Below are 21,864 nucleotides of genomic sequence, written 5' to 3'. Positions count from 1 at the left end.
CCTTATGGCTGAAGCTGATTATTTTCTGGGCTTGAGCGACAGGATAGCCGATGCTGTCCAGGACAGGATCAAGGATATCGTGGGAACGCTCAGGGCCGGCAACACGCTTTACATGGGAGCTGACGGCACTCCCACAAAGGCCATAGACGACATATCGGAAAGGATCATTCTGGAAATACTCTCGCAAGAGGGCAGATCCATGCGTATACTCAGCGAGGAGTGTGGTGAAAAGATAATAGGCCCATCCCCTGAGTATACCATAATAGTAGATCCCATTGACGGAACCTATAATGCATGCTTCGGGATCCCTTTCTACAGCATATCCCTCGCATTCAAACACGCCTGCGAGGAGGAAGTATGCTTCGGGTATGTGAAGAACATGGCAACCGGAGATATTTTCCACGCTCAGAGGGGACAAGGGGCTTTCCTTAATTCGCAGAGAATAGAAATATCTAATAAGCCGGACATAAGCAAATTCTGTATAAGTGTCTATGGATACAGGCCGCATATCAAGGCCACTATCATGCTCTGCAGGCAGGTCAGAAGAGTAAGGATACTTGGAAGCGTGGCGCTTGAGCTATGTTATGTAGCTGCAGGTAAATTCGATGCATTCGTCGATGTGCGCGGTTCCCTGCGCCTGACGGATGTCGCAGCCGGCAAGCTGATAATAGAGGAGGCAGGAGGGATGGTCACCAACGGCTCGGGTGCTCCCCTTCACCTGGAGGACAGTATAATGAACAAAGTGTACATGGTTGCATCCAACGGGCATGCGCACGACGATATCTTGAAGCTTATGGCAGGAAGTTGGCATGAGGGTTAAAAAGATAGGAATTGTGTCACGTTACGATAACCGTGAGGCCCTTGAGATGGCCGAAAGTATCGTGCAGACCTTCGGGAACAAGGTGGATATAGTGATGTCCCCAAAGACCGCAGAGCATCTGGGAAGAGGAGATAGGGCTGTCCCTGTTGACAAAATGAGACAGGCAGGCGCCGAGCTGGTCATATCCATCGGAGGTGACGGCACCGTCCTCCGTAACATTTCCAAGATGGAAGACCCTCTCCCTGTGCTTGGTATCAACATGGGCACACTTGGTTTCCTTGTTGATGTGCAGCCAGAGGAAGCCCTCAGCGCAGTCGAGGACGTGCTGAAGGGATTCAGTTTCACGGAACGCAGCCGACTGGGCGTCATGTTCAACGGGGAGACGCTTCCCCCTGCGACCAACGAAGTTGTGTTCATCACTGCAAGGCCTGCAAAGATACTTACTTTCAGGGTATCTCTCGATGAATCACTTATCGAGGAACTCCGGGCAGACGGAGTGGTCATTGCAACCCCTACCGGATCAACGGCCTATGCCATGAGCGCAGGAGGGCCTATTGTTGACCCCAGGGTCGATGCTTCCCTTGTGGTACCCCTGGCACCGTTCAAGCTTTCGGCAAGACCCTGGGTGGTTCCCGCATCCAGCACCATTAAGGTGGAGATGGTGATCCCTGAGAAGGAAGCAGTCATTGTCATTGACGGGCAGCACACATACGGCATAAAGGCCAGAGATGTCGTCACACTTACAAGAGCAAAGTATCCGGCAAGGTTTGTCAGTAGTTCCGTTAACGGTTTCTACGAAAAGGTACAGAGCAAACTTACATGATCCATGTTCAATGCGGGCCTGGTCCCGGGCAACTCAGGATCAGAGCTCACCCCGTGATCAGATCCACCAAGCATGCAGGCACTTACCTTCCTCTCACCAGATAAAGATTGCCGTTCGAGCGCAGGTATCACAGCCTCATCCCCTGACAAAAAAGGCTTAAAATCCTAAAACTTAAATATGTAACAGGGACTTTCGTCATCCACAGGAAAAAAGAGCATGTCACAAATCGAAGCGTATTCCAGGAATAAACTTGTCGATTACCTTGATCTGAAGCCTCTTGATATCGAGATCTGCGATGTCACACTCCGTGACGGAGAACAGACACCAGGTGTTGTTTTTACCAGGGAGGAAAAGATAGCGCTTGCAACTGAGCTTGACGCAGTGGGAGTCGAGATCATCGAATCAGGCTTCCCGGTAGTATCATCCGATGAAAAGGCCATAGTGAAAGAGATAGCGAGCATGGGCCTCAATGCCAAGACCTGCTGCCTTTCACGTTCTGTTATCAGTGATGTGGAAACTGCTGTGGATTGTGATGTCGATTTTATCAGCATATTCATAGCCATGTCAGAGCTGCACCTCAAGTACAAATATCATAAGACCTACGAGGAGATGTTTTCCAGTGCTATGGAGGCTGTGCAGTATGCCAAGGACCATGGGGTAGGCGTCAGGTTCGCAGCAGAGGACGGCTCAAGAACTGATATCAATGTACTGAAGAAAGCTTTCATGGCTGCAGAGGAGTACAGGGTGGACTATGTCAGCATTGCAGATACCATCGGGATACTTTCCCCGGCCACCACCCACTATCTTGTCAGTGAGATAAAGAAAGTGGTACGCACACCCATCTGTATCCACTGTCACAACGACCTTGGAATGGCAACCGCGAATACGCTGGCCGCTGCAGAAGCAGGAGCAAAGCAGCTCCACACAACTGTCAATGCAATCGGTGAGAGGGCGGGGAACGCCTCCCTGGAGGAAGTCCTTGTTTCCCTGAGGGTGCAATACGGGATTGAAAGGTATGACACTACAAGACTGATGAAGCTTTCAGGAATGGTGAATGAGTTCTCAGGCATCCGGCCTGCGATCACCAAGGCCATCGTAGGTCAACATGCCTTCTCACACGAGTCAGGCATACATGTCTGTGCCATACTTGAGGAGCCCAGGACCTACGAGCTTTTCAGCCCCGAGATGGTCGGAGGTACCCGTCACCTGATAGTGGGGAAGCACACAGGGATGAAAGCACTCAGGGGCATTACTAAAAGCATGGGATACAACCTTGAGAAGGACCAGCTCTGCGCCCTGCTTGAAAGGATAAAGAACTGCACCGAGGCAAAAAAGGGGATATCCCCCAGAAGGCTTAAAGAGATGATCAACGAGATCTGTGCAGCCTAATAATCCACAACCGTACCTTTTTTCCTGCGGTGGCCCGGCACATGATCATCTTCTGCCACATCCAGTGCCTTGTCCTCTTCCTGACCAGTAGTGGCTGAAACGAAATCCTCATAGTAGTTCATGCGGTCGTTCTCCAGAATGATGACATAGTCGGCAGAGTTACGCAGGGCAGTCGAGAAACCAGGCTCAACACCAAAGATGATGGTTTCCTTCCCGTGCTCATTGGCCTTATTGAGCAGCGGCTTGAAGTCAGCATCCCTCGTGACCAGGGCAAGGGTATCTATGGTGGGATTGTAAACAAGCTCCATCCCCTCCACTGCAAGCCTGACATCCACATCGCTGGAGCAGATAATAGGCTCGAAACCGTTGTTCTCAATGGCTTCCACAAGTTTGTCAGATGCATACTGGTTGAGGAACACACGCCCTATCTTGACATTACCGTATTCCTTCAGCACATCCCTTATCTCTTCGAGATTGACATTGAACTCCTTCCTGAGCACATTGGGGCCATCGACAAGAAGACCAATACTGCGTCTGCCAGTTTCTTTCTTTGTACTAAGATACTTAACTATCGAGTTCAGTCCGGTTTTCACGTTGGCCATGATTCCTCACTATAATGATTCATAAGATTATATAGATATAATAGGTTCATAATTAATGACAGTACAATAGGTAAATCTTAATCCTGATAGCATATAATTGTTACTGGACATCATAAATATTATGGCCAGTTACTCAAACCCGTATCCGGGATCACAGAATATCGGAGAGCGATCGTGCCTCCATTTCCTTTTCTGACTCGCGGCCTGTCTCTAATCTGAAGTAATTGGCCAGCCTTCCCCCAACTTTCTTCCTTGTATAACGGATTTCTCCACCATGTTTTATAAACATATCCATAATGGATTCGAACTGGGCCTTTTCCATCTCAGATAACTCGATCAGGCTCTCACCATCGAGAAACCAGTTGTATACACGGAGAAGGGTTACATCCCTTACTCTTTTAAGATCCTCAGTATCCTTGAAGTCATCCACGTACACAGAACGCCTGAGTTTTGGGGACCAGCCCGCCAGCTTTTGCTGCATGTCGATGAGCTGGATAGGGATCTCTTCGTTCTCTTCAGGCCTCGGGAACAGGCTCTTAAGACGAGTCATATCCTTATCCAGGCATCCCACCTTCTTCAATAGCGATACGGGTCATGCCAGCCGGATCGCCGCTGGTCTTTCTTGATCCTCAGCCCCATGACCAGGCCTATGAGTATCCCAGTCAGGTGGGCGGTATGGGCAACCATATCGTTGGCACCGAGGAAGATAAAATCCACCAGTGCGAACAGGATCAGCGCATGAACTATCCTCATGGGTATGAAATACACGTAAACACGTATCTCAGGTGCGATCACTGCAAGCGCTGCGAACACTCCCATTATGGCGCCGCTGGCCCCGACAACGGGCTGTGAACTTGTCAGCGAGTAGCCCAAGGCAGCCACGATGCCTGCAATAAAATATACTTTCAGGAAAGTGCCTTTCCCAGCCCTGCGTTCAAGTTCTGGTCCGAAGAAGAAAAGCACCAGCATATTGAAGAACAGGTGGAAGAATCCAACATGAAGGAACATGTGCGTGACCAGTGTCCAGGGACGGGCAATCAGCAGATCCGGGACCAGTTTTAAAGCATCAAAGTACCCCGGGACAAGCTGCAGGAAGAATGAGAACAGGCAAAGATAGATTATAGCCATGGAGGGGCTGCTTTTCATGGAATAGCTTATGTTGTCGCGCATTCCCCGGACAGCGCTCTTTGCTGCATATTTTGCAGTGCTTTTCAGCATGCCTTTTACAAGATCATCTGACCCTGACTGCCTGTAAGCACGGTCAGACCCGTCGGCACCATACTGCTTTAAGTGCTCAAGGCCTTCGCATGCATGCTGTTCCGGAAGCCTGTGCTGAGGACAGAAGACCTTTCCACAAAAACGGCATTTGAAGGGCATGTAATCTTCCCTGCCGCAAATCCAGCATTTTTTATCCAATGTTTTCACCATAATAAATGTTGAAGGTCATAAGGTTCGCATTAAATAAAACTATTTCCCGGATAAAAGGAAAAGCGTGTCACTGAGTATCAAGAATAATCATGATAAATATCGGAAGCCTTATATGGGAAAATCACCTATCCCCCTTGGGCCAAAACAATTATTATTGATTATTTCTCTAATGATGTAGAACTACAACACTCTATCATAAATAATCGTTATAGATTGCAGAAACGTTTATATAAGATAGTATTGTTACAAACCCCTACAAAACAGTTTCAATTTATTACGCGCGGAGTGGATTTTAACATTTTCTCGCACGATTATACTGATTAATAACACGCATACAGGAGAAGAAGATATAATGAGCAAGATATCAACCGGGCACTTTTCCATAGAAGACCTGGAAAATGTTCAGATCACCATCGGCAAGATAGTCGGTGCCATAGAAAAGAAAGTGGAGGAAGAAGGCGATATGGGACCAACCCCGAAACCGGGAGTCTCCGGACTGAGAGATTGGGACCACCAGGTACTTTCCCGCTACCAGCCTGTATATACCCCTATGTGTGACCAGTGTTGCTACTGTACCTTCGGGAAGTGCGACCTGGGAGGAAACAAGGAAGGAGCCTGTGGCATAAATCTTGGAGCCCACCAGTCCCGCGAGTTCCTGCTCAGGGTAATCACCGGTGCTGCTGCTCACTCCGGACATGGGAGACATCTCCTGCACTATCTTATAGAACGCTACGGACGCGACCACCCCCTTGACCTGGGACCATCAAACCTGCTTGCACCTAACGTACAGATGGTTACCGGCATCAAGCCAAAGACCCTGGGTGACCTGGAAGAGGCGATCGAGTATGTGGAAGAGCAACTTACACAGCTGCTTGCAACCGTCCACATGGGACAGGAAGGCGCAGCCATCGATTTCGAATCCAAGGCAATGCACGGTGGAATGCTTGACCATGTGGGCATGGAGATATCGGACCTCGCACAGGTGTCCTGCCTGGGAATGCCGAAGTCCGACCCTGATGCACCGCTGGCAGAGATAGGCATGGGATGCATAGATGCAGCCAAACCGGTGCTGCTTGTTATCGGACACAACGTAGCCGGTGTTGCCAACATGATAGATTACATGCATGAGAACAACCTCTCCGACAAGATAGAACTGGGCGGCCTGTGCTGTACAGCTATCGATATGATCCGCTACCAGATGGACAAGGGAGGCAAGCCCTACGCAAAGGTAGTGGGAACCCTGGCAAAGGAACTCAAGATGATACGCTCCGGCATCCCTGATGTGATCGTTGTTGATGAACAGTGTGTCAGGGCAGATGTGCTCGAGGAGGCAAAGAGGCTCTCAATACCGGTCATCACCACCAACGAGAAGATCATGTACGGCCTGCGTAACCGCTCAAAGGACAAGGCTGATGCGATCATAGAGGATCTTGCAAGCGGCAAGGAAGCAGGTGCACTGATACTTGACCTTGATCTGGTTGGCGAGGTTGCTCCAAGACTTGCGTTGAAGGTGGCCCCCATACGCAAGGAAAAGGGCATCAAAGCACTCCCAAGCGATGAAGAATTGACAGCATTGGCTGCTAAGTGCGTTCACTGCGGCGCATGCGAACTTGTCTGCCCGAACAACCTCGGGATAATGGACGCAATGAAAGCCTGTGCAGAGGGAGACCTGACAAAGTTCGAGATCCTTCACGATCATTGTGTGGCATGCGGAAGGTGCGACCAGGACTGCCCCAAGGACATACCTGTTCTGGATGTCATCGAGAAGGCTTCCCAGAAGGTGATCAGCCAGGAGAAGGGCATAGTACGCTCCGGCAGGGGACAGATAAGCGACCCGGAGATCAGGCAGGAAGGTGTCAACCTTGTCATGGGAACAACACCGGGCATTATCGCTCTTGTAGGCTGCTCCAACTACCCGGAGGGCACCAAGGACCTTTACAGGCTTGCCGAGGAAATGCTCAAGAGGAACTACATCATGGTCACGTCAGGCTGCTCTGCAATGGACCTGGGAATGTACAAGGACGAGGAAGGCAAGACACTCTATGAGAGGTATCCTGCCAAGTTCCTCGGAGGCAACCTCATCAACGTAGGCTCCTGTGTCTCCAACTCACATATCAGCGGAACAGCCATCAAGGTCGCAGCCATCTTTGCCCAGCGCAATATCACAGGCAACTATGAGGAGATAGCCGACTACATAATGAACCGTATAGGTGCTGTCGGTGTCGCCTGGGGTGCTTACTCCCAGAAAGCCGTCGCCATTGGAACCGGCTGCAACAGGCTGGGAATCCCTGTGGTTGTCGGACCGCATGGCTCGAAGTACAGGAGAGCACTTATAGGCAAACCGTATGAGGAAGAGCACTGGAAGCTCTATGATGCAAGGAATGGTGAGACCCTGCCCATACCCGCATCTCCGGAGTTCATGCTTACAACAGTTGAGACTGTCGAGGAGCTTATGCCCATGCTTGCAAAGAACTGCATACGCCCGTCTGACAACAACATGGGAAGAATGATCAAGCTGACCCATTATATAGAACTCAGCCAGAAGTACCTTGGCCAGATGCCAGACGACTGGCATAGGTTCGTCAGGACGGAGACGGACCTTCCGCTGGCAAAGCGTGAAGAGCTCCTTAAGATACTTGAGAAGGAACACGGCTGGGAGATCGACTGGAAGAGGAAGAAGATAATATCCGGCCCGACCATGAAGTCCGATGTTTCGGCCCAGCCTACCAACCTTAAGAGGCTGTGCAAGGGAGAGTGCTGAAGATGGTAGACGCAACCAAGAACACACTTGTCTATACCACATGGGGCAGAAAGACCGCAAAGCCGGTCAACCCCAATGTAGCCGCCAAGATGGTCTCAAAAGCAAAGAGGCCACTTCTGGTAGCCGGTGCTGAGATCGTTGACAACGAGCAGCTTGCACAGAGAGCCGTTGCTATTGGAAAGAAGGGCGTGCAGATAGCTGCGACCGGCCACTCAATTACAGTCTTCCACGGCAAGGACGTGAATGCAAAATACATCAACATCCATGCACTGGCCCATTACCTCGGGGACAAGAACTGGAAGGGATTTGACGGGCAGGGTTCATATGATATGATAGTCTTCCTTGGGCACAAGAAATATTACCTGGACCAGGTACTTTCCGGCTTCAAGAACTTCTCGGACCTGAAGACCATCGCGATAGAGAGGCATTTCATGCAGAATGCGACCCTGTCCTTTGGTAACCTGAAGCCTGAAGTGCATGTTGAGGCGCTTGATGAATTTATTGAGAATCTATAACCATTTGATGTGAAACGCGGAGAACTAATCATGGCAGATGAATTTCCTTTTGAGATCTCTCCTATGTTCGAGGGAGAGAGAATAAGAAAAGAAGGTATGCATGTTGAACTTGCAGGTCCTAAGTCCAAGGGTTTCGAGCTTGTACGGGCCGCACCTATGGAGGAAGTTGAGGACGGCAGGTTCACACTTATAGGGCCCGACCTCAAGGATATGGAAGAGGGATCAAGACATCCCTTTGCCATGGTCTATAAGATCGCTGGCGAACTTGTGGAGGCAGACCTTGAGTCCATTGTGGAGAGAAGGAACCACGAATTTCAGAACTATATCCAGGGCATGATGCACCTCAACCAGAGGGACGATGTGTGGATAAGGATAGGCAAGGAAGCCGTCGGCAAGGGGATGAACTCCTTTGAGCAGATCGCAAAAGCCGTAATGATGCTCTTCAAGAACGAGCTCCCCTTCATAGAGAAGGTCGAGGCAACCTATATCACCGACATGGCAGAGGTTGAGAAACAGGTCGACAACGCCAGGGCCGTCTACAAGGCGAGGGACGAAAGGACCCGCGGCCTGCACGATGAGGATGTTGACACATTCTACGGCTGCACATTGTGTGCATCCTTCGCACCCACCAACGTATGTGTGGTGACCCCTGACAGGATATCCCTCTGTGGTGCCATCAACTGGTTCGACGGCAGGGCGGCAGCAAAGGTGGATCCTGAGGGGCCTCAGTTCGCCATCCCCAAGGGAGAGCTCCTTGACGCAGAATCCGGAGAGTACTCCGGCGTGAACGAGTTCGCAAAGAAATTGTCAAGCGGCGAATATGACCGCATCAAGCTGCACTCGTTCCTGGAATACCCGCACACCTCCTGCGGCTGCTTTGAGGTTGTCGGATTCTATATTCCCGAAGTCGATGCAATCGGCTGGGTGGACAGGGACTTTGCAGGCACGGCACCCAACGGCCTCCAGTTCTCCACAATGGCAGGACAGACCGGCGGCGGAAAGCAGGTCGTGGGCTTCCTTGGAATCGGTATCAACTACTTCCGCTCACCCAAGTTCATCCAGGCTGACGGCGGCTGGAACAGGGTCGTATGGATGCCAAAGATGCTCAAGGAAAAGATATTCCAGGACATTCCCGAAGACCTGCGCGACAAGATAGCCACGGAAGAGGATGTCAAGGATATCGAGGCTCTCAGGAACTTCCTCAAGGAGAAGAAGCACCCGATAATCGAGAGATGGGTGGAAGAGGAAGCCGAGGAAGAGGTAAAAGAGGAAGCACCAACACAGGCTGCAGTGCCCCAGGCAGGGTTTGCCGCACCGCAGATGATGCAGATGCCAGCCAATTTCATGCCGTCAGCCATGCAAATGATGGGCGGTGGCTCCGGTGGTGTCAGGATCATCCTGAAGAACGCAAAGGTGACCGTCGATAAGATCATAATCCAGAAACAGGATTAAAGAGGTGTTCTGTGGCCAGGATCATTGCAGTGACAGGCAAGGGGGGAACCGGGAAGACCGCAACGTCGGCCCTTCTCATCCGCCAGCTTGCAAAAGGGAACAAGGTCATTCTTGCAGTGGACGCTGATCCCGACACTAACCTTCCCGAAACCCTCGGATGCGATGTCAGCAAGACTATCGGCGACATAAAGGAGTTCATGCACAGCGAGCGTGACAACCTGCCCCCCGATACGAACAAGGAGTCTGTGCTCAAGTCAAAGCTCTACGAGATCATCGAGGAGATGCCAAAGTATGACCTGCTCGTTATGGGAAGGCCCGAAGGGGCAGGTTGCTACTGTTATGTGAACAATCTCCTGCGGGGTATCATGGACAAGCTCGTGGATAACTACGACGTCCTCATCATTGATGCTGAGGCGGGGCTGGAGCATTTCAGCCGCCGGATATTCCGCAGAGTGGATGACCTGATAGTAGTAACGGACGGGTCCCGCCGTGGACTGCGTACCGCAGAGCGCATCAGGGAACTTGTGGATGAGATGGAGACAGACGTATCAAATATTTATGTTATTGCAAACAAGGTCACAGAAACGAACCGTGAGATCATCGCAAGCACAGCAAAGGAACTTGGCCTGGAGCTTATAGGTATGATCCCGGTCGATGAGATGCTCATCCGCAAGGACCTTGCAGGAGAGCCGCTGTTCGACCTTCCTGACGATTCAGCTGCTGTCATGGAAGTTGAAAGGATCACAGCGAAACTAGGTTTGTGACAGGTTTGTATCAAGAGTATCATTACATGGTGGAATGCACATGACAAACAAAATGAAGTTGACGCAACTTACGGAGATGTTGCAGGAACTCAATATAGAGTCCCTTGAAGGAGTGACCATCGAGGGAGATATCGAACTTAACATCACCGGCGGAGGAGGGCTTAACCCTGCACTTGCCTACGCACTCGGACACGAGATATCACAGATATCCCTGCACATGGCCAATATAGGAAGAATGCTGGGATTCCCTGCAGAACAGTTATTCGCATCTGCTTTTGGCATGGCCGGCATGCAGCAGCCTCAGGCACCCTCACTGGGAACCGCTCCGAGGATACAGGAGCTCCTGGCCTCTAAGTTCGAGGTTGCAAAAATGAACAACTGGAACAATCCTATCCAGGAAGTGACACTTGGTGCCACATCCACAGACGGCGGTTCCAGGAAGAACACGATAACCATAGGCGGAGAGAACGCACTTCCTTATTACTTCGATGCCGCAATGCCCCACAGGAACTATGTGACAATGGACGTGTTCGACATGCCCATTGGAATGGCGAAGGCTGTCAAATCCAATTATGATGATGTCATCAATGACCCTGCGGAATGGGCCAAAAAAGTTGTCCGTGAGTTCAATGCGGACATGGTGACGATCCACCTTATCTCTACTGACCCGCTCATCAAGGACACTTCCGCAAAGGATGCGGCAAAGGTCGTTGAGGATGTGCTGCAGGCAGTGAAGGTGCCCATAGTCATTGGCGGCTCGGGCAACCCCGAGAAAGACCCGGAGGTTCTGGAAAAGGCCGCAGAGGTCGCAGCCGGCGAGCGCGTGCTGCTGGCTTCTGCAAGCCTTAACCTCGACTATGAGAGGATCGCAAGGGCTGCCGTGGAACACGGGCATGTTGTGCTCTCATGGACACAGCTTGAGATCAATGCCCAGAAGGAGCTTAACAGGAAGCTCATGAAGCAGTGCAAGGTCCCAAGGGACAGCATCGTGATGGACCCGACAACTGCAGCACTGGGATACGGCCTTGATTACGCATACACCAACATGGAACGCATAAGGCTTGCAGGACTCATGGGTGACGACGAGCTCACCTTCCCGATGTCCTCCGGTACCACCAATGCATGGGGCGCCCGTGAGTCATGGATGGTCTCATCCCCGCTCAGCCAGGACTCCGACTGGGGACCGAGGGAATACCGCGGCCCGATCTGGGAGATCATTACCGGTCTTGCGCTCTCCCTTGCAGGCAATGATATGTTCATGATGATGCACCCGACATCCGTCCAGGTGCTCAAGGAAATAACCCAGACACTCTACGGCTCCATCGAGGCGGAAGAACTGGACATCAGCAACTGGATAGGAGCGGAGGTATAAAACATGAAGATCAACAGCCCTCTTGAGGCTTATAAATACCTGCCGGGTACAAACTGTACGGTTTGCGGTGAGCAGACATGTATGGCCTTTGCAGCGCACCTGATAGACAGGTCCAGGAAACTCAGCGAATGTACCCCTATGCTCGAGGAAAAGTTCAGCAAGAAGCTTGAGCAGCTTCAGGGACTGCTGGCACCCGAGATAAGGGAGGTCGAGATCGGTGTCGGTGAGAAGACCGTGAAGATCGGTGGCGATGACGTACTCTACCGCCACAAGCTGACATTCTTCAACCAGACCGTATTTGCCTATGACGTGTGGGACACCATGGACGATAAGGACCTTGTTGAAAGGGTGAAGAAGATCCAGGATTTCAAGAAGTTCTATGTAGGCAACTTCCTGACCGTTGACATGGTAGCTGTGCGCAGCACATCCAACGACCCTAAAAAGTTCGCTTCAGTCGTGAAGAAGGTCATTGAGACCACGGACATGCCATTGGTACTGTGCTCATTCAACCCTGAAGTACTGAAAGCCGGCCTTGAGGTAGCAAAGGATAAAAACCCGCTGCTGTATGCCGCTAATAAGGACAACTGGCAGCAGGTGGCCGCACTTGCGCTGGAATACGACGTACCTGTGACCCTTTTCGCACCCAATGACCTTGACCTTTTGAAGTCACTTGCAAAGACCTTTGCTGAGATGGGTACCGAGAAGCTTGTGCTTGACCCGGGAACATTCCCCTCAGGAAAGCAGCTCAAGGAAACATTCAACAATTTCATCAAGGTGCGCAGGGCAGGCATTGACGGCGACCGCGAGATCGCATACCCTCTCATGGCTGTTCCCCTGATGGCATGGATGGTCCACGACGACCCTGTGAGCGCATCCTACTGGGAGACTGTCATTGCATCGGTGTTCACCATCAAGTACGGCGACATAATGATCCTACACAGCACCGAGCCTTATGCCATGCTGCCGGAACTGCACATCCGTGACACCATCTACACAGACCCGAGAAAGCCTGTGACCGTGGACCCCGGCATGTACAAGATCGGCTCACCAACAAAGGACTCGCCCGTATTCGTGACCACCAACTTCGCCCTTACTTACTACACAGTCGAGAGCGATATCTCATCCAACAAGATAGACTGCTTCCTCTGGGCTATCGACACCGACGGTATTGGTGTCGAGGCTGCGGTAGCAGGCGGTCAGCTCACAGCTGCCAAGATAAAGAAAGGCATCGAGGAGTCCGGCTTCAACATGAAGACCGACACATCCCACAACACCATCATCCTGCCGGGGCTTGCCGCACGCCTGCAGGGAGATGTCGAGGATGAGACCGGGTCCAAGGTTCTCATAGGGCCTGCCGATTCAGGCCGTATACCGGGCTGGCTGGAGAAGAACTGGCCACCGAAGAAATAAGCCATTCAGCTTTGATCTCCATGCAACATGCACGGAGATCCACACTTTTCTTTTGGGTACACAACCTGTGAATCACAATATTCTTATAGGGCTTACTGAATTCTAAACAGGGAGACAAATGGAACCTATCATAAGAAGTGAGAACAGCCTCGAGCTTACAAGAAATGGAAAACACTGCACCATAGTGGGCAATATTGCAGGTGTCACCGATGAATACATCCTCAGGCTTACAGAGTGGGCTAATACCTTATGGAACTATGATAGGATAAGCATGTGGAAAAAATCAGACTCCATGGAGCCCGGCTACTTCATCCGTGACAGCGCCGGCGGGAAGTACAAAGTGCACGTGCTTGACAGAGAGCAGCTTGAAGCACTTTTCGGCGCCTCCCGCAGGGACAGCCCGCCCCGGCTGCAGGGATGGGAAAAGAAGGATCTTATGGCTTATGTGGACTGGTTCGTCCAGTGACGCAAAACAATAAAACGTGAAGATGAAAGTTGTCAGCGGCCGTATTAAAGGCCGCAGTCGGTGGCGGACATTTCCTGCACAGAATCACTTGCAAGATCTACTGCAACCTTTGATTCAAGATACCTGAGATATTCGCATTTTCCCGTTTTCCTGTAAATTATGCAACCGCTACAGTACATTAACTTGTTCTCTTTCGAGTACCCCATTGTTTCAATCACACACATGCTCCCACCATACTACAATCTGCTTCTATCACACTCTTTTCTTTAGCAGAAGTGATCCTGCCACATCTTTTGCAGTAATAGAACATATTCGATCCTACGAACTGCCTCTTAAGCACGATGTCACAGTATTCACAGGACACAATGCCAATTCCACTCATACAAAGCCCCCTTCATTTTTCTGTATTGTCCCGCTACTTTGAGCCAATACCGCCGATCATGAACCTTATCAGGTCCAGTTCCTCGGAATCCAATGTCTTTTCGTACTGACCGTTTTTAACGGACCTATATTCTGTATCAATCTTCTGACATTTATATCTTTTTATACAATTTTCAATGTTATGCATAATTTGTTTCTCCTTATCTCTTGTACAGTTTATAGAGCTTTTTTTGCATACATATAGCTTATGTAAATAATCTGTATATTTCAAGTTTTTATATATAGAATATATATGAGATAAATAGCAATACTTAAATTAACGAGACAGGAAATGCATGCAAAAAGTACATTCATTATGCGCATGCATATATGCTGAAGATCTTACAAACGACGGAATGATAAAGATGAGTGACGTTTTTTTCAAAGCTGCGGAAAACATCGGCCCTGATGAGACCCAGATAGACCAGATTACAGATCTGTTCCCACTTGTATCGCCTGTCCGAGAGGGGGACATCGTTGCTGTAAAGATACACCCCGGAGAATATGGCAACACTACACATATGCATCCTGTGCTTGTGAAAACCGTGGTGGACCTTGTTAAGGAATCAGGAGGCATACCTTTTGTTACTGACACCACAGTCCTTTACAAAGGCAGGAGGTTCAACGCAGCAGATCTGGCATGCACTGCCGCATGGAACGGTTTCTCACATGCCGGCATGGGAGCCCCATTCATATGCGCAGACGGGCTGCTGGGAGATGACAGCGTGAATATCAGGATAGACGGGGAGAAAGTATCGGACATCACAGTTGCCTCTGCCATTGCCAAGGCAGACTGCATGATAATGCTCTCCCATTGCAAGGGACACCCTGCATCCGGATTTGGAGGTGCGGTCAAGAATCTGGGAATGGGGTGCCTGGACAAGGCAGGCAAGACCCTGGTGCACAAACCGGGGATGCCGGAGATAGATCCCGAGAAATGCACGGGATGTGAAAAATGCATATCAGAGTGTCCCTGGGGTGCATTGCATATAATGGAAGGAAAGGCCGTGGTGGACAGTGAGATGTGCAAGGGTGAACTTTCATGCGCCGGCAGCTGCAGGTACGGGGCGATACTGCCCCCTGAAGGATATACCTACGAGATGCAGGCCAGGCTGGGAGAAGCAGCCCTAGGCCCCATAGAACTGCTGGAGGGAAGGATAGGATACATCAACTGGATATTCAACCTCACACCTGGCTGCGATTGCTTCAATTTCTCAGCACCTGCCTTTGCAAGGGATGTAGGGATACTAGCATCAAAAGACCCGGTGGCGATAGACATGGCAAGTATTGAGCTTATAAACAGTAGAATGAGCCATGATCACGCAGGACAGATCGCAGGCCTGTGGGGTGTGGACCCCATGATACACTTGGAATACGCAGCCAGGGCAGGAGCAGGAAGCCTGCAGTATTCACTGCGTTGAACATGCACAATGATAACAAGCGGAAAATTTATAAGCAGGCCCAAGGATTGAGAGACAATGAACGATATCACATGTCCCAGATGCGGGGGATTTACACAGGGGCTTGTTGATGGCCTCTGTACAGACTGCTTTTTTAAGACGTCGAATCTGATCGAAATACCTCTGGTGTTATATGCAAAGGTATGCTCCACCTGCGGAGCACAACTGGCGCGTGGCAGATGGAACAATGAGCACAGTATAGAGGAAATCGTGACCCAGACTGTGGAGGATGCGCTCCTCATCCATGAAAAGGCAGATGATATCGAAATCTCCGTTGAGCCGAAGCAGATGACCCCACACCTGTATCGTGTCATTATCGAAGCCCATGCCACTATCCTGGGAGAGACGGTGCAACAGGCAGCCGAGACCGAAGTGCGTATCGTCCGAATAGCCTGCGATATGTGCAGCAGGATGTCAGGTAAGTACTTCGAGGCAATACTCCAGATAAGGGCAGCCAGCCGCTATCCTACCGAGGAGGAGAAGGCACGATGCATGTCCATCATAAACGGAACCCTGGACAAGATGCTAAAGAAAGGCGACAGGATGGCTTTTATCTCAAACACCGCTGAGGCCAGGGACGGTATCGACCTTTACATGGGGTCGGCCAATGCCACAAGGATCATCTGCAAAGAGATAGTTTCCGAGCTTGGCGGCGGTTTCACCGAGTCCTCCTCCCTGTTCGGAAGGAAGGACGGAAAGGAGATATACAGGATGACATTTTCCCTCCGTCTCCCCGAGTTCATGCCCGGCGACATAGTCGAGCTTGGGAAGAAGGTCATAGAGATTAAGAAATTCTCAAAAAGCGTGACCGGTACGGACCTTATCAAAAGCTCCAGATTCAGTTCCTCCCCGGACGACATGAAAGGGGCAACACTCATAGCAAAGAGAAGCACTGCCAGGAAAGCCGTGGTAGTCTCAATGGAAAAGGATGAAATGATGCTGCTTGATCCGGATACCTACGAGACGGTCACCGTGAAGGTACCTGTGCCTTTCAGCGCATCCGAAGGCGATGAAGTCCCGGTGATAAGAGCAAGCAGCGGCCTTGTGGCACTGCACGATGAAGTTTCCCGGAAGGATGGCTGCTGAGTGGTCCGGCTATGAAAAACGTACTGGTCATCGGATTCAGCACCCGCAATGCCATATGCTCCGGATGCAGGGCAGGCTACAATATGTATGCCATCGATGCATTCTGTGACCAGGACATGCTCAGATGTGCAGCGGATGCAAGAAGGCTTGTCCCGGAAGGCCGGTTCGACAGCAAGCTTATCGATCCTTCGGTACTCATGGAGGCAATAGAAAGCTTCGGCGTGGATTTTGATGCCATCATACCTGCATCCGGCTTTGAGACCCTGGAACTGCCCGGGAGCAGGTACCCCGTGCTGCAGAATAATCTTGCAGCACTGGAAAAGGTCACTGATAAGTCCAGGTTCGCAGAACTGCTTGGATCAATGGACATGCCGCACCCACAGACATATTCCTATTCAGAGCTGGACAGCGCCAGCTTTCCCCTGATGGTCAAACCGGCCTGTGCCGGAGGCGGTATATTCAACAGGGTCGTGCATAGCCAGGAAGAGCTGGATAACTATATCCTCCGCCTTCAAAGTGACCAGATGCACCTTGAGATAGATGACATGGTATTCCAGCAATACATGTCAGGGATGCCTGCCAGTGTTTCACTCATATCCACGCCGGACAGGGCCTGTACCCTTGCAGTGAACGAGCAGCTGATCGGAGTTCCCTGGCTTACCAGACTGCCTTTTGCATATTGCGGCAATGTGACCCCGCTTCTGACCCCATATGCCAACCAAATGAAAAATATAGCTGAAGAACTAATAACTGAATTTGGACTCATAGGGTCCAGCGGAGTGGATTTCCTCATTACGGATGATGGTCCCGTTCCACTTGAGGTCAATGCCCGTTTCCAGGGAAGCATGGATACAGTGGAGCTTGCAACCGGAGCTAATATCTTTGAAGAACATATGCAGGCCTTTGAAGGGCATATACTGCAGGAAAGATTAACGGAGCCGGTCTACAGGCAGTATGCAGCCAGAGCAGTAATGTATGCGGAGCAAAGGACCCGCATTACAGAACAGGCCATGGACGCAATAGATAGAAAACAAACGGCAGACATACCCAGGACAGGCGATATCATCGGAGAGAATGAACCGGTCACATCGGTGATATCGACAGGCCATACAAGGAAAAATGTAATGGGTGAAATCGAGCAAAGCGTCATGTTTATACGTCAACGCTTAAATGTAGAGTAGTCCCGGAAGCTTTGCCGGAAAGGCAGGATAAATATTTATGGAGCCCATGGCAGAGGCTTTTAGCAAAACTTAATATTGTAATAAATTGCATAGACATACGTTTCATGAGGTGAATGTTTTTTGATAGATCTGAATAATCCAGTTATCAGGGGATATCTTATCCGGCTGGTGGGTGAAGAAGGGCTGGAAATGATAAAGAATATGCCCGAAGGTGAGGTTACGGATGAACAGATTGCACAGGCAACAGGAATCCTTCTTAACATTGTGCGCAGGACACTTTTCATTCTCAATGAGAACAAACTGGCAGTATGCAGGAGGGAACGGGATTCCAGCAGCGGCTGGCTGACATATCTCTGGACCCTGGACATGTCAGACATCGAACCCCAGCTTGTGAAAGAAAAGAAAAGGCTTGTCAAGAATCTCAGATCACGTCTTGCATTCGAGGAGGACAATGTTTTTTACACCTGTCCCGAAGGATGCACCCGCATGAACTTCAATGAAGCCACTGAGTGCGAGTTCCTCTGTCCTCTATGCGGCGAGGACATGATGTTCGAAGATAACCAGTCATTCACAGATATAATCCAGAGACGTCTCAGCCGACTGGAAAAAGACTGATCCTGAGTGACATGATCTCACGTGAGATTGCTTTGAAGATACTGGAAGACGTCGGTTGCAGCGGCGATGTCATCGACCATTGTACCGCCGTTTCCGAGCTGGCTTCATACATTGGCAGGAAGCTCTCTTCTGAGGGAAAACTACCGGATCTGCAACTCGTGGAAATTGGGGGACTGCTACACGATCTTGGGAGATCCAGGACGCATGGTATTTCCCATGCAGTGGAAGGTGCATCAATTGCCAAGGAGCTTGGTCTTGAGAGAAGGCTTGTGGAGATTATAAAAAGGCATATCGGCGCAGGCATAAGTGTAGAAGAGGCAGCTCAGCTGGGACTGCCGGAAGACGACTATATGCCGCGGACCATTGAGGAAAAGATCGTGGCCCATGCAGATAACCTTATAGTCGGCACAAAGAAAATAAGCCTGGAAGAACGTATTTCTATGATGACGGAAAAGAATATCAATATTGACAGCATCAACAGGGTCAGAGCGCTTGCTGAAGAGATTGGTTTTCAGTAGAACACAAGGGATAATTATTTATATAAAAATCACTAATGGGTAGCTGTGCAATAAAATGCATAACACGTTTTTATCACATTGTTTTCTCATTTTTAGTTAGAGGTATAACTAATGACCGATGATAAGTATTTGAAAGGTACAACCACAGTTGGGATAGTTTGCAGTGACGGTGTTGTTATGGCGACCGAACAGCGTGCAACAATGGGGCATCTTATCGCGAGCAAGACTGCGAAAAAGATCTACCAGATCGACGACTTCGCAGCAATGACAACTGCTGGCTCTGTGGGAGACGCTCAGCAAATCGTTCGTATCATAAGCGTCGAATCAAAGCTTTACAAGATGAGACGAAAAGAATCAATGACGATCAAGGGATTAACGACCCTTTTATCAAATCTCCTGAGCGGGCAGCGTTATTACCCGCTGATGGTGCAACTACTGGTAGGAGGCTACGACAAGCACGGTCCTGAGCTCTATTCCATCGACGCCCTAGGAGGGAACATCGATGAGAAGAGAGTGGTTGCAACCGGCTCCGGTTCACCCATTGCATACGGAGTGCTTGAGGACAGGTACAAGGAGAACATGACCACCGACGAAGGCGTGGAACTGGCTGTCAGGGCACTTCACAATGCCATGAAAAGGGACTCTGCTTCCGGCGACGGGATCGATGTAGTTGTCATTACCAAGAACAAATATACCAGACTTGAACTTGATGATGTCAAGAAGATCAGGGAGATGCTTAACTGCTACTAACTGATCTTTACAAATAAAAATGAAATAATGTAATTTTTAAAAATTACACTTTCTAACTAACTTTTTTACTTTTTTACAGGAAGGCTGTTTTAATGGCGGTAGAAGAAGTACTATCTGATCTAAAGAAGAAAATCGAAGAGAAGTTGCCAAGCGGTACGACTATTTCTAGTGTTGAATTTGAAGGTCCGCAGCTTGTTGTTTACACAGAGGAACCAAAGAAGTTTGCAGATAACGGTAACATTGTCAGGAACCTGGCCAAAGTACTCAGGACACGCATCGTGGTGCGCCCGGATCCGAAAGTGCTTATGCCGCCAGAGGAGTCGATCCAGAAGATCGCTGAGACCGTACCTGAGGAGTCCATGGTATCCAATTACCATTTTGACCCTGATGTGGGAGAAGTGATCATCGAGGCTGAAAAACCCGGCCTTGTGATCGGAAAGCATGGTGAGACCCTCAGGGAGATAACAAAGAAGATCGGCTGGACGCCTAAAGTTGTCAGGGCGCCCCCTATAAAGTCACACACTGTTAAGAACATCCGTGAGTTCATGCGCACGAACCACAAGGAAAGAAAGGACATCCTCAAGGCCGTGGGCAGGAAGATCCACAGGGGATGCACTTCCAAGGACCAGTGGGTAAGGATAACATCCCTGGGCGGGGCAAAGGAAGTAGGACGCAGCTGCTTTATCATATCGACCCCCGAGTCCAGGATAATGATAGACTGTGGCGTCAACGTTGCTTCTGACGACAACATGACACCCTATCTATATGTTCCTGAAGCCTTCCCGATAAATCAGATCGATGCGGTTGTACTGACGCATGCTCACCTGGACCACCAGGGTCTTGTGCCACTGCTCTACAAGTACGGTTTTGAGGGGCCGATCTACTGCACACCACCCACAAGGGACCTTATGGCACTCCTGCAGCTTGACTATATAGACGTTGCTGCAAAAGAAGGTAAGAGGCCTCCATACTCCTCAGCTAATGTAAGGGAGGGCCTGAAGCATACCATCGTACTGGACTATGAAGAAGTGACAGATATCGCACCGGATGTCAAGCTTACATTCCATAATGCCGGACACATCCTGGGTTCTGCTGTATCCCACTTCCATATAGGCGACGGGTTGCACAATGTTGTCTTTACCGGCGACTTCAAGTATGAAAAGACAAGGCTGTTCGATCCTGCAGTCAACAAGTTCCCCCGTGTGGAGAGCGTTGTGATGGAATCCACCTACGGAAGTGCCACTGCCCTGCAGCCATCCCTGCAGGAAGCTGAGAACAACCTTAAGAACGTGATCAATAGGACCCTGAGCAGGAACGGTGTTGTCCTTATCCCCGCATTTGCCGTGGGAAGAAGCCAGGAGGTAATGATAGTCCTTGAGGATGCTATCCGCAAAGGTGAGATACCAAATGTCCCTGTCTACCTTGACGGCATGATATGGGAAGCAACCGCCATTCATGCCACATATCCGGAATACCTCAATAATGACCTGCGCAAGCTTATCTTCCAGAAGGGCGAGAACCCGTTCCTTGCAGAGTGCTTCAGACCAGTGGATTCCAACGAACTGCGCCAGAAGATCCTTGACGAGCCGCAGCCATGTGTGATCCTGGCCACATCGGGAATGATGAACGCCGGTCCTGTGGTTGAATATTTCAAGAGGTTCGCCGAAGACGAGAAGAACACACTGGTGTTCGTCGGTTACCAGGCAGACGGAACCCTGGGACGCAGGATCCAGAAGGGTTGGAAGGAGATCCCCCTCTCCACCAGCAATGGCACCCATGTCATAAGCATGAACATGGAGGTGGAAGTGGTTGACGGGTTCTCGGGACACTCCGATAGAAGACAGCTTATGGACTACATCAAAAAGATGAAGCCACGCCCCGAAAGAGTGTACACGGAGCACGGGGACGAGCGTTCCTGCCTCGATCTTGCAAGTTCTATACACAAGAAGAACAAGCTCGAGACAAGGGCACTTACAAACCTGGAAACGGTACGGCTGGTATGACCGTACTTTTCCTTCCTATTTTTTATTAC

22 protein-coding genes are annotated in these 21,864 nt (G+C 50.2%); 17 read left to right on the top strand and 5 right to left on the bottom strand.

Going from position 1 to position 21,864, the window contains the following annotated elements; translation table 11 throughout:
• The first annotated feature begins 4 nt into the window (after positions 1-4).
• From PV02_RS08960 to PV02_RS08950, 3 genes are all read left to right on the top strand, one after another.
• Complete coding sequence (locus PV02_RS08960) at positions 5-820, top strand: bifunctional fructose-bisphosphatase/inositol-phosphate phosphatase (protein WP_256623031.1); 816 nt, start codon at positions 5-7, stop codon at positions 818-820.
• The gene (locus tag PV02_RS08955; RefSeq protein ID WP_256623030.1) at positions 810-1,643 is read left to right on the top strand and encodes an NAD(+)/NADH kinase; all 834 of its coding nucleotides are present in this window, start codon (positions 810-812) and stop codon (positions 1,641-1,643) included. The genes PV02_RS08960 and PV02_RS08955 overlap by 11 nt, the downstream gene beginning before the upstream one ends.
• Before the next feature lie 216 nt (positions 1,644-1,859).
• Positions 1,860-3,032, top strand: a complete 1,173-nt coding sequence (locus PV02_RS08950) for a homocitrate synthase family protein (RefSeq protein ID WP_256623029.1) — start codon at positions 1,860-1,862, stop codon at positions 3,030-3,032.
• Here PV02_RS08950 and PV02_RS08945 read toward each other — a convergent pair.
• The 3 genes from PV02_RS08945 to PV02_RS08935 form a co-directional block, all read right to left on the bottom strand.
• A complete protein-coding gene (locus PV02_RS08945) occupies positions 3,029-3,634 on the bottom strand; it encodes a TIGR00288 family NYN domain-containing protein (protein WP_256623028.1) in 606 nt (201 codons plus the stop codon). The genes PV02_RS08950 and PV02_RS08945 overlap by 4 nt on opposite strands.
• 151 nt (positions 3,635-3,785) lie before the next feature.
• Positions 3,786-4,184, bottom strand: a complete 399-nt coding sequence (locus PV02_RS08940; RefSeq protein ID WP_256623027.1) for a hypothetical protein — start codon at positions 4,182-4,184, stop codon at positions 3,786-3,788.
• Positions 4,185-4,210: 26 nt separating this feature from the next.
• On the bottom strand, positions 4,211-5,062 hold the full coding sequence (locus PV02_RS08935; RefSeq protein ID WP_256623026.1) for a rhomboid family intramembrane serine protease: 852 nt from the start codon (positions 5,060-5,062) through the stop codon (positions 4,211-4,213).
• Between the two features lie 352 nt (positions 5,063-5,414).
• Between PV02_RS08935 and cdhA the strand changes: the two genes are divergently transcribed.
• From cdhA to PV02_RS08900, 7 genes are all read left to right on the top strand, one after another.
• Positions 5,415-7,823: a CO dehydrogenase/acetyl-CoA synthase complex subunit alpha gene (gene cdhA, locus PV02_RS08930; RefSeq protein WP_256623025.1), complete on the top strand. Its 2,409-nt coding sequence runs from the start codon at positions 5,415-5,417 to the stop codon at positions 7,821-7,823.
• 2 nt (positions 7,824-7,825) lie between these two features.
• Positions 7,826-8,338, top strand: coding sequence for a CO dehydrogenase/acetyl-CoA synthase complex subunit epsilon (gene cdhB, locus PV02_RS08925; RefSeq protein WP_256623024.1), 513 nt, complete (start codon positions 7,826-7,828; stop codon positions 8,336-8,338).
• 30 nt (positions 8,339-8,368) lie between these two features.
• The gene (gene cdhC, locus PV02_RS08920; protein ID WP_256623023.1) at positions 8,369-9,790 is read left to right on the top strand and encodes a CO dehydrogenase/CO-methylating acetyl-CoA synthase complex subunit beta; all 1,422 of its coding nucleotides are present in this window, start codon (positions 8,369-8,371) and stop codon (positions 9,788-9,790) included.
• Positions 9,791-9,801: 11 nt separating this feature from the next.
• On the top strand, positions 9,802-10,554 hold the full coding sequence (locus PV02_RS08915; RefSeq protein WP_256623022.1) for an ATP-binding protein: 753 nt from the start codon (positions 9,802-9,804) through the stop codon (positions 10,552-10,554).
• Positions 10,555-10,594: 40 nt separating this feature from the next.
• Complete coding sequence (gene cdhD, locus PV02_RS08910; protein ID WP_256623021.1) at positions 10,595-11,926, top strand: CO dehydrogenase/acetyl-CoA synthase subunit delta; 1,332 nt, start codon at positions 10,595-10,597, stop codon at positions 11,924-11,926.
• 3 nt (positions 11,927-11,929) lie between these two features.
• A complete protein-coding gene (gene acsC, locus PV02_RS08905; protein ID WP_256623020.1) occupies positions 11,930-13,336 on the top strand; it encodes an acetyl-CoA decarbonylase/synthase complex subunit gamma in 1,407 nt (468 codons plus the stop codon).
• A 118-nt stretch (positions 13,337-13,454) separates the two neighbouring features.
• Positions 13,455-13,802: a hypothetical protein gene (locus PV02_RS08900; protein WP_256623019.1), complete on the top strand. Its 348-nt coding sequence runs from the start codon at positions 13,455-13,457 to the stop codon at positions 13,800-13,802.
• 44 nt (positions 13,803-13,846) lie between these two features.
• On the opposite strand, the gene PV02_RS08895 is transcribed toward PV02_RS08900, so the two are convergent.
• Together PV02_RS08895 and PV02_RS08890 are read right to left on the bottom strand one after the other, a co-directional pair.
• On the bottom strand, positions 13,847-14,026 hold the full coding sequence (locus tag PV02_RS08895) for a hypothetical protein (RefSeq protein WP_256623018.1): 180 nt from the start codon (positions 14,024-14,026) through the stop codon (positions 13,847-13,849).
• Positions 14,017-14,184, bottom strand: a complete 168-nt coding sequence (locus tag PV02_RS08890; RefSeq protein ID WP_256623017.1) for a hypothetical protein — start codon at positions 14,182-14,184, stop codon at positions 14,017-14,019. The genes PV02_RS08895 and PV02_RS08890 overlap by 10 nt, the downstream gene beginning before the upstream one ends.
• Before the next feature lie 403 nt (positions 14,185-14,587).
• Here PV02_RS08890 and PV02_RS08885 point away from each other — a divergent pair, with 403 nt between their 5' ends.
• The 7 genes from PV02_RS08885 (at position 14,588) to PV02_RS08855 (ending at position 21,835) form a co-directional block, all read left to right on the top strand.
• Positions 14,588-15,643, top strand: a complete 1,056-nt coding sequence (locus PV02_RS08885) for a DUF362 domain-containing protein (protein WP_256623016.1) — start codon at positions 14,588-14,590, stop codon at positions 15,641-15,643.
• Between the two features lie 57 nt (positions 15,644-15,700).
• Positions 15,701-16,768, top strand: a complete 1,068-nt coding sequence (locus PV02_RS08880; RefSeq protein ID WP_256623015.1) for a 60S ribosomal export protein NMD3 — start codon at positions 15,701-15,703, stop codon at positions 16,766-16,768.
• Positions 16,769-16,779: 11 nt separating this feature from the next.
• Positions 16,780-17,949 (top strand): ATP-grasp domain-containing protein, encoded by a 1,170-nt coding sequence (locus PV02_RS08875; protein ID WP_256623014.1) that lies wholly within the window; start codon positions 16,780-16,782, stop codon positions 17,947-17,949.
• Between the two features lie 120 nt (positions 17,950-18,069).
• Positions 18,070-18,564: a transcription factor gene (locus PV02_RS08870; protein WP_256623013.1), complete on the top strand. Its 495-nt coding sequence runs from the start codon at positions 18,070-18,072 to the stop codon at positions 18,562-18,564.
• 11 nt (positions 18,565-18,575) lie between these two features.
• A complete protein-coding gene (locus PV02_RS08865; protein WP_256623012.1) occupies positions 18,576-19,082 on the top strand; it encodes a TIGR00295 family protein in 507 nt (168 codons plus the stop codon).
• A 111-nt stretch (positions 19,083-19,193) separates the two neighbouring features.
• Complete coding sequence (gene psmB / locus PV02_RS08860; protein ID WP_256623011.1) at positions 19,194-19,832, top strand: archaeal proteasome endopeptidase complex subunit beta; 639 nt, start codon at positions 19,194-19,196, stop codon at positions 19,830-19,832.
• 92 nt (positions 19,833-19,924) lie between these two features.
• Positions 19,925-21,835: a beta-CASP ribonuclease aCPSF1 gene (locus PV02_RS08855; protein ID WP_256623010.1), complete on the top strand. Its 1,911-nt coding sequence runs from the start codon at positions 19,925-19,927 to the stop codon at positions 21,833-21,835.
• Positions 21,836-21,864: the final 29 nt, after the last annotated feature.

Source organism: Methanolobus chelungpuianus, assembly GCF_024500045.1.
GTDB lineage: Archaea > Halobacteriota > Methanosarcinia > Methanosarcinales > Methanosarcinaceae > Methanolobus > Methanolobus chelungpuianus.
The sequence above is the reverse complement of the archived record's forward strand: the minus strand, read 5'-3'. Positions and strand labels throughout refer to the sequence as shown.